Source organism: Candidatus Defluviilinea gracilis (assembly GCF_057138825.1).
In genome coordinates, this window is the sequence record NZ_DBNHEF010000048.1 from 22,170 (window position 1) to 35,077 (window position 12,908).

Genomic DNA, 12,908 nt, shown 5'->3' on the forward strand with positions numbered 1-12,908 from the left:
CCAATCTCTATTCCCTGATCTGAACATGCAATTCTTTCAACTGCTTCGGCTCAACTTCCGACGGCGCGTCCGCCATCACATCGCGCCCCGCTTGATTCTTTGGGAACGCGATCACTTCGCGGATGTTCGGCTCGTCAGCCAGTAACATCACGAGTCGATCAACGCCTGGAGCCATCCCTCCATGCGGAGGCGCGCCATACTCGAACGCCTCCAGCATGTGACCGAACTTCGTCTGAATTTCCTCGTCGCTCAAGCCAAGCATCTGGAACATCTTCATCTGAATATCTCGGCGATGAATACGGATCGAACCCGACGCGGTCTCGTAGCCGTTGCACACCATATCATACGCGTCCGAATACACTTCGCCAGGGTTGGTGTCGAACTTGGGCAGATCTTCCAACTTCGGCATCGTGAACGGATGATGCTCCGACTCCCATTTCTTTTCTTCCTCATTCCACGCAAAGAACGGGAAGTCCACCACCCACGCGAACGCCATCATGGATGTATCGGCAAGATCGAGTTTATCGCGCAAAATGATTCGCAACCCGCCCAACACTTTGTTGACGACCGCGCGCGCGTCTGCCGCAAACAGGATAAGATCGCCGTCCTTCGCGCCCGTTTTGGATTTGACCTCTTCCACCTCTGCCTCTGTGACAAACTTCGCGGCGGTTCCCTTCGGACCTTCGGCTTGGATCGCCAGCGTCGCCAGTCCCTTCGCCCCCAGCCCCTTCGCCGACTCGGTCAACGCGTCCACTTCCTTGCGCGACATCTCAGCCGACTTCGGCGCGATGATACACTTGACCACGCCTCCCGCGCTCAACGCAGACTGGAAGACTTTGAACTCGCTCTTCGCGAAGACCTCGCTCACGTCAACCAGTTCCATGCCGAAACGCAGATCGGGTTTGTCGGTGCCGAAGCGTTCGAGAACTTCTTTGTATGAAAACTTGGGCCACGGCGAGGAATATAACTTCTTGTGCGGCGCAACTTCGGGGAGCATCGCCGTGAACAAACCCTCAACGAGATTCAACACATCGTCACGGTGAACATAGGACATCTCAAGATCGAGTTGCGTGAACTCAGGCTGACGGTCGCCGCGCAGGTCTTCATCGCGGAAACAGCGCGCGATCTGGAAATATTTATCCATGCCTGCGACCATGAGCAACTGCTTCAACTGTTGCGGCGACTGAGGCAAAGCATAGAACTGCCCAGGGTAGATACGAGACGGCACGAGATAGTCGCGCGCGCCTTCGGGAGTCGCTTTGAACATGATCGGCGTTTCAACTTCGATGAAGCCTTGTTCATCGAGATAGTCGCGCATGAACTTGATGACCTTGTGACGCAACACGATATTTCGAGTCAATCGCTCGCGGCGCAGGTCCACATAACGATACTTGAGGCGCATGTTCTCATCGGGCAGGTCGTTATCGGTGTTGACCATGAATGGCGGCGTCTTCGACGGATTCAGCACGGTCACGTTCTTGGCGATGACCTCCACCTCACCCGTTTCCATTTTCGGGTTTGCCATTCCCTCGGGGCGTTTCTGCGCCACGCCCTCGATCTGCAACACCCACTCGTTGCGCACGTTGGCAACTTGCTCCAGCATTTCTTTTGGCAAATCGGGGTTAATGGTCACTTGAATAATGCCAGCGCGGTCGCGCAAGTCAAAGAATGCCACCCCGCCATGGTCGCGGCGGCGATTCACCCAGCCCGCCAACGTCACGGTTTGACCCGCGTGGCTGGCTCTTAATTCTCCACAAGTATGAGTTCTGTACATAGTGCGCCTCCAAGAAATTGTAAGACCTGACAGGTTTTCACGAACGTTCGATCAATCGAATACATTCCAATTCGCAATTGTTCTGACGGGCTTAGTTCTCAATGAAACCTGTCAGGTCTTGGTTTACATAAAAAATCGCCCTTCGCAATTGCGTTGGGCGATGAGTTCGACTTTTTCAATCCGTCAACTAGCAAGGCTTCGCCCAACGATACAGCAGATCGTCATTGTCATTATTATCGTTGTCATTGGCGAAGTAAAACGGATATTTCATAATGGCGGCATTATAGCACAGACTTAACGTTCCAACGCAGATTCGGCGGGATTCGCCGGGTTGTAATACACCATCACCTGCGCGCCGACGGGATAGCGGGCAACCGTTTTTTGCGCGTCACCATAGATGCGGACGCTAAAGAATTGTTCGCCCGCTTTGACCACTTGTCCCGTGTACGGCTTTCCGTCCACTTGATATTGATAGACCACAACGGGAATCTCAGAGCGGCTTTTATAACTGCGTTTCACTTGAACTGTGGAGGTGATCACCACCCCCATCGTGCTGGACCAATCTTGCGCGGCTTGCTTCGCCGTATCTCGCATTTTGCTGCGGCGATAGATAAAGTATCCAACCGCAACCAGGATCACGATAGGCAACACAGTGGCGCAGATCGCGCCGCCGATACCGATTACGAATGAAAAGATTGATATGATTTCAACCATGCTGTTCCTTTGAGGACCGTTTGATGAGCCTCATTGTACTGTACACCTTGGGAAACTGGCTCGCCGATGGTACTACAGGCGCGGCAACGCTTCCGAATGGCAAGCCAGGCCTACGAGGAGAAAGACGCGAAGCGGTCAGGTTGGCAGAAACCCCAATAGGGCAAGCCCAATGTGTAAGGATGATGTAAGGTGAATTGCCTTGATTTTTCTTCCCATTGGGTGCAAGGTGTTGTATAGTAATTTTGTTCGCATAACATTCTACATACCAAAGGAGAGAAATATGGGAAAAATTTTGTTTATTTTGAACGCGCTCGTGGTGGCTGTGTTGGGCGCTGGGTTGATGTTCGTGCCTGAGGCAACCCTGACCCAGTTCGGAACGGAGACCCGCGTCCCCGAATTGCACATGGCGCGGTTCCTCGGCGCCGCATTGATCGCGCTCGGCTTGGCGCTCTGGTTCGCCAAGGACGCTTCGGATGAAGGCGTGCAACGCAATCTCGGTTTTGCCATGCTCGGCGCTACCGTGCTCGCATTGATCGTCACCATCATTGGCGTCGCCGCCGATGGCATCATCCGCAATTTCGGCTGGGTCGTGGTCGTAGTCGAGTTCGCCTTCGGACTTGGTTACGTGTTCGTGCTGTTCCTGCAACCCCGCATGAAATAACAAACCGTTCGCAAACGTGTAACACGAATTAAAAACAATGACCGCGCATTAATGCGCGGTCATTGTTGGTTCCATGATGGCATGGCTGGCAAAATCGAGGCGGGCAACTTGCTCTTCGGTCAATCGCCACCCGAGGGCGCCGGCGTTCTGCCGGGCTTGCGCGGAGTTTTTCGCGCCGGGGATGGGCAGGGCTCCTTTGCAGATCACCCAGTTCAATGCCACTTGAGCGCAGGATTTGCCCCCGTGATCTTGCCCGATTTCCGTCATCAATTTCAATAACGGTTGGATTTTGGGGATGAGTTCTTTGTACTTCCGCGCGCGAGAACCGCTCGGCATATTCTCCGCGTTATATTTCCCAGCCAATAAACCGCGCTCAAGCGGACAGTAGGCGATCAGGCGGATACCCAGTTCTTTACAACGCGCCAACACTCCGCGCTTTTCTATCGTGCGGTTCAGCAGGCTGTAGTGCACTTGATTCGAAGCCAGTTGAATGCCGTTTCGCGCCAATGCGGAATACGCCGCCACCATACGGGCATGACCAAAATTTGACGCGCCGACCGCGCGGGTCATTCCGCTTTTCACGCACTCCGCCAAGCCATCCATCAAAAGATCGGTGCTCATCGTCAGGCTGGGCCAATGGATCTGGTACAAGTCCACGCTGTCGACGCCAAGACGGGCGAGGCTACCTTTCAACGCGCGCGGGAGCGCGCCTTTTGTAAACCGCCAGGGCCAGGGGAAAAATTTTGTAGCGATCAAGACGGGCTGGGCGGTCTCTTTGATAAAACGCCCAAGCAACCTCTCCGAAAGCCCGTTACCATATAACTCTGCCGTATCTACAAAGCGGATGCCCTCTTCGATCGCCATCTCGAAAGCCTGCCGCACATCCTCAACACCATAGCCATGCCCATATTGCCAAACCGCGCGATCGCCCCATTGCATGGCGCCCAACCCCATCTCAATCGCGTGTAAAAACCTGGTATCTTCGCTAACGTTGGTCAAGGCGTTTTCTCCATGGGAACTGCGGCATTGTATCTTAAAATATGACGGTCTCATAGCCAGCCCGAACAATCCGGGATAAAATTCAGCCCGCCAATCCAACATTGGAACTGACGGAGCGCAAATTCCTCGCCTCGTTCCTCTCCCACCGGGAGAGGAGGTTTGCTCCCCCTGAGTTCCAGGGAGATGACTGTGACCTCAAAACCCGAATCGCGGGATTTTGAATCCGCTTCGGACCTCAGCCTGAGGCTGGGTCTGCCCTTTTCAAATTTATCCCTGCTGACGCGCGCCCTCACCCACCGTTCGTATGTCAACGAGAATCAAAATTCGTCGGCGGATAACGAACGGCTGGAATTTCTCGGCGATGCCGTGCTCGACTTTATCGTTGGGGCATGGGTGTATCATCGCTTCCCGGAAATGCCAGAAGGCGAGTTGACTAAAATCCGTTCTGCCATTGTGCGCAATGACCAGTTGGCGAAATTCGCGCGGACGCTGAACCTTGGTCCGGCGCTTCGGCTGGGACGCGGCGAGTTCCTCTCCGGCGGTCACTCGCGCGACGCCTTGCTCGGGTCGTTGTTCGAGGCGGTGGTCGGCGCCGTCTACCTGGATTCAGGCTTGGGGGCGGTGGAGGCGTTCGTCAATCCCCTGCTGGAAGATGTGCGGGAATCGGTCTTGTCAAAAATCCACGACGCAAAAAGTTTGTTACAGGAGTGGGCGCAGGCGCAGAAACTACACCCGCCTCGGTACCGGACAATTTCGACTAGCGGACCCGACCATGCCAAGGAATTCGAAGTGGACGTTGAGGTCGGCGGACAAGTTGCCGGGCGAGGGAACGGCACCAGCAAACACACTGCCGAACACGCCGCCGCGCAAGATGCCTTGAAAAATCTTGAGATCGAGTGATGTAAAAGTTCAAATCAGCAAAAAAGCAAATAGGCAAATGAGCAAATGAGCAAATGAGCAAATAGGCAAATGAGCAAATGGGCAAATGGGCAAGACAATCAATCGTCAATCGTAAATCGTAAATCTGGTCTCGGTACGCCCTCCAAAAACATTCGGGCTACTCGACCATCAATCTGAAATCGTAAATCTAAAATCGTAAATCAAAATGCCTCTAAGACTCAAATCACTCGAACTGCAAGGATACAAAACATTCGCATCGAAGACCACCTTCGAATTCGCGAGCGGGATCACCGCCATCGTCGGACCGAACGGCTCGGGCAAATCGAACATCGCCGACGCGCTCCGCTGGGTATTGGGCGAACAATCGTACGCGTTGTTGCGCGGCAAAAAGACCGAAGATATGATCTTCAACGGTTCGGAACACCGCGCCCGCGCCGGCATGGCGTCTGCCCACATCTTATTCGACAATACCGCCAACTGGCTTCCGCTCGACTTCACCGAAGTCGGCATGACCCGGCGCGCCTACCGCGACGGTCACAACGATTACCTATTAAATAATCAACAAGTGCGCCTGCGCGATTTGAATGAAATCCTCGCCGCTTCCGGGTTATCGGAGCGGACGTATACGATTCTAGGGCAGGGACTCGTGGACGCGTCGCTGGCGTTGAAAGCCGATGAGCGCCGCCGCTTGTTCGAGGAAGCCGCCGGGGTGGGCTTGTACCGCGTCCGCCGCGAAGACGCCCTGAAACGACTCGACAATACGGAACGCAATCTCGAACGCGTCCTCGACATCATGTCTGAATTGGAGCCGCGCTTGCGGAGCCTTGAACGACAGGCAAAACGCGCCATCGAATTTTCACGCGCGCAAGCCGACTTGAAAATTATTTTGCGCGAATGGTATGGGTATCATTGGCACCGCGCCCAACAAGAATTGACCACCGCAAAAGAAACCGTTAAAGGGCAGGAGGCGCGCGTGACGGAAGCGCGGGAGGCTCATCAGCAGGCGCAAGATGAGTACAACGCATTCCGTGAAAAGTTCGTCGGTCTGCGGGCGGAGTTGAACACGTGGCATCGCGCCTCCTCTGAATTGCACAGCCAGCGCGAGGAAGCAAGCCGCGAACTTGCCGTGCTTGAAGAACGCAGGCGGTCCTTGCTCGCGTCGCAAACCTCCATGCTCACCGAACAAGAACGCGCCGGCGATGAAGAAAAGATCGCGCGCGCGCGTATCGAAGAAACCGGGCGCGAGTTCGAGCGTTTACAAGCCGAATACAACGAGGCGCAACAACAACTCGGAGACGCGCAACAAAAATTACAAACCCGCCAACTGGATCGCGCCGCGCTTGAGGAAAAGATCCAATCTGCCCGCGCTCAAATTGAAAAATGGACAACCCAGCGCGCTGAATCACAAGCCCGGTTCGATGAATTAACCCTGCGGGTCGACGCATTGCAAACGCGGCTGGAGGAAACAGGCAGGAGCATGCTATCCGCTGAAACGGATGCCAAGACAGCTGGCGATACATTTGCCGAAGCGCGGAAAAACCGGGAAGAAGCCGAAGCGGTGTTGAAGGAAGCGCAAGAGAAGGTGGAACGCGGTAAGTTAAAAGTGGATTCGTTGGAAGGCGCGCGGCGCGCGAAGAATGAGGAACGCGCGGGGACTCTCGCCGAGCATACGCGCGTCAAAACGCAGATGGAAGTGTTGGAACAAGCCGAACAATCGCTGGCGGGCTATGCCGAAGGCGCGCGCTTTTTGCTCGATGCGGCGCGGCAGTTCAAACTCAAACGCGCGCGCGGCGCGTTGAGCGCGTTGCTCGATGTGCCCGCGCACCTCGAAACCGCGATCTCCGCCGCGCTCGGCGATACCCTCGACGCCATTTTGCTGGACGCCGACGAGATCGAAGACGCCCTGCAACTGCTCGAAGCAGACGAAGCAGGACGAGCCGTGCTTCTGCCCGTCGAACATCTTGCGCGCGAGATACTATCGAAGCCCGGCGATGACGATTGCATCGGCGTCGCTTCTGAGCTTGTCAACGTCAGCGAGGAGTTGCAGGCGGCGGCGCGGGTGATGCTTGGTCATACGTTGATCGCGCGCGACCGCTCGTCGGCGCGACGCATGGTCCGCGATTTGCCGACTCACGCGCGCGTGGTGACACTACAAGGGGAAGTTTTCCGCGGTGATGGGGTGATTATTGCCGGGAAGACCGCTTCTTCCTCCGCCCTACGGCGGCCTCGCCAAAAGCGAGAGTTGACCGAAGCCCTCGCCGCGTTGAGCGCGCAGATCGAGTCGTTGAACGGCGAGGTCGATTCGCTTTCCGCGCAAATGGAGGATGCCGCGCGGGTGATGAGTCAAGCCGAGGGCGAGGCGCGCGAGTGGCGCCTGAGGTTGGAGGAAACGCAGACGCTGGAGAATCAGGCTGGGTTGGAGTCTGAAGCGGCGCGTCGTCAGTTCGAATGGCAGAAGGGGCAACAAAGTCAACTTGAAGCGGACGCCGGCGAGGCGGCATCCGCACAGAATACTCTCTTGAAAACGTTATCAGATATCGAGGCGCAATCCGCGGGCGCGCAAGAGGAAGTGAAATTGCTTGCCGCGCAATTGACCGAGACCGACCTGGCAGAGACTCAATCGAAGGCGGCGTATTGGGGCACGCGCGTTGCGGTTGTGGAACGCGCGTTGGAAGATGCGCGGGCGAGGAAAGAGGAACGCTCGAGCGAGGTGGAGCGGTTCGATGCCCGCCGCGCTGAAATTTCGGCAAGGGCTTCGGATGTTGAAACTTCGTTGAGCGAGTTGGAACATTCAAAAACCTTGTTCCGCGAGCGTGAAAGCGAATTACAAATACAGATCGGGGAATTGCGCGTGAAGATTGAGCCTTCCGAGAAGGTGTTGGAAACCGCTGAACAAGAGGAAGCGCGATTGCAAGATGGCGAGGCGAACGCGCAGAGGGCGCTGGCATCCGCTGAACGGTTGATGGGACAAGCGCAATTGGAACATCTGCGGAAGCAGGAAGCGCTCGATAATTTGCGCCAGAAAATCTCCGATGATTTCGGTCTGGTGATGTTCGAGTATGCCGAGGATGTTTCGGATCCGGTGCCGTTACCGCTGGATGGTATGGTGGAGGAATTGCCGGTTGTGACAGAAATTACTCCCGACCTGGAGGGGCAGTTAACCCAGAATCGTTCGCGCGTGCGCCGGTTGGGTCCGGTGAATCCGGAGGCGAAGCAGGAATTCGACGCTGAGTCTGAGCGGTATTCGTTCATGAAGACTCAATTGGAGGATTTACGCAAAGCCGAAACGGACTTGCGCCAGGTGATGGCGGAACTCGATGAGTTGACAAAACAATCGTTCGCGAAGACGTTCGATTTGGTGGATAAACAATTCCGCGCCATGTTCACTCGTCTGTTCGGCGGAGGGTCGGCGCGGCTTGCGTTGACCGACCCCGATAATTTGGTTGAGACAGGGATCGAGATCGAAGCGCGTTTGCCTGGTCGGCGCGAGCAGGGGCTGGCGTTGCTCTCAGGCGGCGAGCGAAGTTTGACGGCGGTGGCGCTGGTGTTTGCGTTGCTCAAAGTGTCGCCTACCCCGGTCTGTGTCATGGATGAGGTGGACGCGATGCTGGATGAGGCGAACGTGGGGCGGTTCCGCGATCTATTGCAGGAGTTGAGCAAGGAAACGCAGTTCATCGTCATCACGCATAACCGCAACACGGTGCAGGCGGCAGATGTGATCTATGGCATTACGATGGGGCGCGATTCGGCAAGCCAGATGATCAGCCTGCGGTTGGATCAGGTAACGGAAGATATGTTGAAACGAGGTTAAAAGTTAGTTCGGCGGCAAGGTAATATAATCAGCAACCAAAGAAATATGATATATGACTTCTACGAAATACTAGGTCGAGGCATCATTGCAGCGCGTACGAGGCGATATAAAGAAGCACTCAAGATACTGAGCCTTGCTGCAAGAATAGAGCCTTCCAATCCACGTGTTTGGTTATGGTTAGCAACAGTATCTGAAACAACTGCACGAAAGCAGCAATATTTACAAGAAGCATTAAAAGTTGCCCCCGATACCTTTGCCGCCCGTGTGCTGCTTGACCGTTTAAATCGAACAGAAACCACTTCAAACCAGAAAAACTCTGATCTTGTAATATTTACGTGTTCAAATTGCGGCGGTAAACAACGATTTGATCCTGATATTCTAGGTATGCAGTGCGAGTACTGTGGCAAAATTGAGTATTTGACATTGGAAAGCGCGTCACAGGCTGAATCTTCCCTGAGCGAAGTTCTCCAAAGCGATTCGGGAAATTGGGCATGTATAGAGTCGCAATCCACTTGTAGCGCCTGTGGAGCAAAGACATCTCATCCCTCTAGCCAAATGACAATAAGGTGTCCCTTCTGCAATTCGGACATGATAACCACACAATCTCCCACTCCTAACCTTGTTTCTCCCGCTGGGATTGTGCCCTTTCAATACCACAGGAATGACATTTTAGAAATTATCGCTAAGCAATGGGACATTCAAACAAGAAAACTTTCGCAACTCATCAACGCACAGGAGATTACGCTTGCGTCTATATATCTACCTTTTTGGACATTTGATGGAACTGTGCAAATTTTTTGCGCATTAGGGTATCGTGTTCCGCCTGTTACATACTCACCACAAGAGCGGGTAATATTCAAAGGAGAGTGGCCCCTCGAAAAAAGTTGGTTTGAATGCGACATTGACGATTTGTTGGTGTATGCTGCTCGAAGTGTGCCACACGATTCGATTACTTCAATTTTTCCTTTTGACCTGAAATCAATCCTTGAATATCGCCCTGAGATACTGGCTGGCTGGCAAGCCGAAAATTATCAAATTGCACTTGAAGACGCCGCTATCGTGTCTCATAAAATTATGCGAGATATTGCTTTTAAGAGAGCCGTGCACCGAAGTTTATTTATGCTAGAGTCTGATATGCTTCAAGATGATGTACTAGTTTTTGATAAAACCTATAAATTGCTTCTTCTTCCCGTATGGGTTGTCAATAGAAAAACTTCAAATGATATTTTCCACATGTTTATCAATGGACAATCTGGAAAAATATCTGAGAGCAAGTCGAGTTGGTTAAGTTTATTAAAATGGAAAACTTGAAACTACAAAAAAAGGATAATGCCTTGCACAAAGCCGCCGAACAAAGCATGCATCTGACGCTGGGGATTCTACGCACATCTCAAGCATTTTCACACGCCTTAGCATTTTTCTGGCTGGACGGCTTCGCCGTCCCCGCCCCAGCGCAGGTAACGCACACCGTTAGTTAGGGATGCGGTAGAGAGTCATGTATCAAAAAAATCGCCCTGTTCGTATTGAACAGGGCGATTTGATTCTGAGCAAGAAGGTTATTGACCGAACCCGGCTGGCGCGGGCGGAACACGCTCCTGCCAGTCGAAGGTCTCGATCTTGGATTCTTCTTCTATCTTTGCCAGCCATTCGGTGAAGGCGGTGTCTTGCGCCTGACGATATTGGCTCGCGTTGAGCGGAATCTCGGCGCGACCGAGCACTTGAATAATATGATATCCGAACTGGCTTTTGACCGGCTCGCCGATCACGCCGATCTCCTGGCTGAAGGCGGCGTTTTCGAACTCGGGCACCATCATCCCTTTGCCGAACCATCCCAGGTCGCCGCCGTTGACTGCGGAGCCTGTATCCTTCGATACTTTGCGGGCAACTTCGGCAAAATCATAACCCAGGTCGAAATAGGCTTGCGCGTTGCTGACTCCGGCGAGGGTATCGACAAGGATATGTCGCGCCCAAACTTGTTCTTGCGCGCGCGGAACATCGGCGGTTACTTTTTCAAATACCTTGTCGCGGATCAAGCCATATTCATACACGGCGAGCAAGGTTTCTTCGCTGAAGCCGCTGTTGTCTTTGAAGTTCGCTATCGCGGTGGCGTATTGCAAGTTATAGCCTTCGAGAGTGTAGGGCGTGGCGGTGGCGGTGGCGGGCAGCGGAACAAACGTCGGGGTAGCCGGCGCCGCGGTGGAGGTGGCAGTCGCGGTCATAGCAGGATCCGGCGTTCCCGTCGGTGTGACGGTGGAGGTGGGCGCGGGCGAGGGAGTGAACGTGGAGGGGTATAACGTCAACTGCTGGGACGAGAGGGTTGGGAAATCGACCGCAGTCGGTGTGACTGTGGGCGTCTTGGTCCCGTTCGGGAAAAATCCATACGCCGCCTGGATCGCGGCATCCACTTCCTCTTTTGTCACCACAATTCCCATCTTTTCGGCTTCCTGCCGCACGAGAATCTCCGTCTTCAAGTTGTCCAGCGTTTGCTGACCCAACAGGGTTGGGGTCTGCAAGGTGAAGGCAACCGATTGCATTTGCTGGGTGGTATCCAAGCCAAAATTTTGCTGGAATTGCAGGTTCTGATATTCGTTCAAGAGGATCAGCCGTTGCACCTGCACGCGCTCTTGAAATTCTTTCGTGGTGACTTCCTGCCCGTTGATCGTCATGACCGGGTCGTTCAATTGCAGGTAATTCAGATTGAGATAACCATACCCGATGATCGCCGCTACCAGCACAATTCCGCCCACGGCGATCCAACGCGCCAGTCGGGCTTGCTGGCGATCGCGTTCGAGGCGGGCAACGTGTTTCTTGGTGACAGCCCGCGGTGGTTGGCTTTGATTGCTCATACGTGTTTATCGGTTCGCGTCTGCGTGCGCGCCGGTAAATGGAATCAAAGCAATATGACGCGCCTGTTTCACTGCCGCGGCGACCACACGCTGATGACGCGCGCATGCGCCGGTTTGGCGGCGCGGGCGAATGCGCCCATCATCGCCGATGTATTTTCTCAGCAAGTCGATCTTTTTGTAATCGATCACCAGGGATTTGTCGGCGCAAAACTGGCAAAACTTTGGTTTTGCAAAGAAACGGCGTTCGCCGCCTCCTTCGCCGCCTTCGTGCGATCTGCGTTGTTCTCTTTCTTCAGCCATGATAGTACTCCGTTATTTCTTTCAGCAGACATCCACAGTGGATGCCCGCCTCTGTGTCGTTAAAATGGAAATTCATCTTCCGGCGGGGTGGGCGAGTCGGTGTCGCGCGATTCAGACTCGGCGGGAGTGTGTCCGTGCTGGTTTTGGTCGCGGCGGTCGCCCAGCATGATCATCTCATTGGCAACGATCTCCACGCTGGAATGTTTGACGCCTTCTTTATCGTCCCAGCGGCGGGTCTGCAATCGTCCATCGATGTAAACCTGCTTTCCTTTGTTGAGATACTGCTTGCAGGTTTCTGCCAGACTCCCGAAGGCAACAATATTGAACCATTCGGTTTCGCTGTGACGCTCGCCGTCGTTCGTATTCCATGAACGGCTGACCGCCACAGTAAAGGTAGTGACAGGCTTCCCGGCAGGCGTATAACGCATTTCAGGTTCGCGCCCGAGATGACCAATGATCTGAACTTTGTTCAATCCGCGGCTCATTTCAACTCCTTGTGTTCCAAACCAGAAAAAGACCGACTACGCCACCGTCAACATGTGACGCATGACCGGTTCCAGAAAGCGGATATTGCGTTCCAAATCGGACGTGGACTTGGGGTTGATGGTCAGGTTCAAAAGAACGTATTGACCTTCGCGTTGTTTGTGGATGTTGTACGCCAACCTTCGGCGTCCCCAAATATCCACTTTGTCCACGGTGCCGCCGGCTTCCGTCACCCAACCTTGAATCTTTTCGACCGCGCCTTTAAACGCGGTTTCGTCCAGATCAGGCTGGATAATGCAAACCAATTCATAATTTCGCATGAGGGTATTCCTCCTTTCCATGGGATTGCTCCCGTTCAAACCGTAGGTGTGCCGGGAGCGGAAAGGCACGTTCACTTGCGCGCGTACCTATTGTTAAGCG

At 54.1% G+C, this 12,908-nt stretch carries 12 protein-coding genes; 5 read left to right on the forward strand and 7 right to left on the reverse strand.

Going from position 1 to position 12,908, the window contains the following annotated elements; translation table 11 throughout:
* Positions 1–7: 7 nt before the first annotated feature.
* Entirely contained in the window at positions 8–1,774 is a 1,767-nt protein-coding gene (gene aspS / locus AC16KF_RS06545) for an aspartate--tRNA ligase (protein WP_484036499.1), read from the reverse strand.
* A gap of 294 nt (positions 1,775–2,068) precedes the next feature.
* Entirely contained in the window at positions 2,069–2,488 is a 420-nt protein-coding gene (locus AC16KF_RS06550) for a DUF3592 domain-containing protein (protein ID WP_484036500.1), read from the reverse strand.
* Between the two features lie 280 nt (positions 2,489–2,768).
* On the opposite strand from AC16KF_RS06550, the gene AC16KF_RS06555 reads away from it, so the two are divergent.
* A complete protein-coding gene (locus AC16KF_RS06555; RefSeq protein ID WP_484036501.1) occupies positions 2,769–3,149 on the forward strand; it encodes a hypothetical protein in 381 nt (126 codons plus the stop codon).
* A 48-nt stretch (positions 3,150–3,197) separates the two neighbouring features.
* Here AC16KF_RS06555 and AC16KF_RS06560 read toward each other — a convergent pair whose 3' ends face one another.
* Positions 3,198–4,148: an aldo/keto reductase gene (locus AC16KF_RS06560; RefSeq protein ID WP_484036502.1), complete on the reverse strand. Its 951-nt coding sequence runs from the start codon at positions 4,146–4,148 to the stop codon at positions 3,198–3,200.
* 189 nt (positions 4,149–4,337) lie between these two features.
* On the opposite strand from AC16KF_RS06560, the gene rnc reads away from it, so the two are divergent.
* The 4 genes from rnc to AC16KF_RS06580 all read left to right on the forward strand — a co-directional run bounded on the left by rnc (position 4,338) and on the right by AC16KF_RS06580 (position 10,337).
* Entirely contained in the window at positions 4,338–5,048 is a 711-nt protein-coding gene (gene rnc / locus AC16KF_RS06565) for a ribonuclease III (RefSeq protein WP_484036503.1), read from the forward strand.
* Positions 5,049–5,253: 205 nt separating this feature from the next.
* Complete coding sequence (gene smc / locus AC16KF_RS06570; RefSeq protein WP_484036504.1) at positions 5,254–8,859, forward strand: chromosome segregation protein SMC; 3,606 nt, start codon at positions 5,254–5,256, stop codon at positions 8,857–8,859.
* A gap of 45 nt (positions 8,860–8,904) precedes the next feature.
* On the forward strand, positions 8,905–10,170 hold the full coding sequence (locus tag AC16KF_RS06575; protein ID WP_484036505.1) for a hypothetical protein: 1,266 nt from the start codon (positions 8,905–8,907) through the stop codon (positions 10,168–10,170).
* Positions 10,167–10,337 (forward strand): hypothetical protein, encoded by a 171-nt coding sequence (locus tag AC16KF_RS06580; protein ID WP_484036506.1) that lies wholly within the window; start codon positions 10,167–10,169, stop codon positions 10,335–10,337. Before AC16KF_RS06575 ends, AC16KF_RS06580 begins: the two co-directional genes overlap by 4 nt.
* A 78-nt stretch (positions 10,338–10,415) precedes the next feature.
* On the opposite strand, the gene AC16KF_RS06585 is transcribed toward AC16KF_RS06580, so the two are convergent.
* Genes AC16KF_RS06585 through rpsF form a run of 4 tightly spaced genes read right to left on the reverse strand, consistent with a single transcriptional unit; the run spans position 10,416 to position 12,808 of the window.
* Positions 10,416–11,705, reverse strand: coding sequence for a peptidylprolyl isomerase (locus AC16KF_RS06585; RefSeq protein ID WP_484036507.1), 1,290 nt, complete (start codon positions 11,703–11,705; stop codon positions 10,416–10,418).
* A gap of 6 nt (positions 11,706–11,711) precedes the next feature.
* Positions 11,712–12,005, reverse strand: a complete 294-nt coding sequence (rpsR, locus tag AC16KF_RS06590) for a 30S ribosomal protein S18 (RefSeq protein ID WP_484036508.1) — start codon at positions 12,003–12,005, stop codon at positions 11,712–11,714.
* A 59-nt stretch (positions 12,006–12,064) separates the two neighbouring features.
* Positions 12,065–12,490: a single-stranded DNA-binding protein gene (locus AC16KF_RS06595; protein WP_484036509.1), complete on the reverse strand. Its 426-nt coding sequence runs from the start codon at positions 12,488–12,490 to the stop codon at positions 12,065–12,067.
* A gap of 36 nt (positions 12,491–12,526) precedes the next feature.
* Positions 12,527–12,808: a 30S ribosomal protein S6 gene (rpsF, locus tag AC16KF_RS06600; RefSeq protein WP_484036510.1), complete on the reverse strand. Its 282-nt coding sequence runs from the start codon at positions 12,806–12,808 to the stop codon at positions 12,527–12,529.
* Positions 12,809–12,908: the final 100 nt, after the last annotated feature.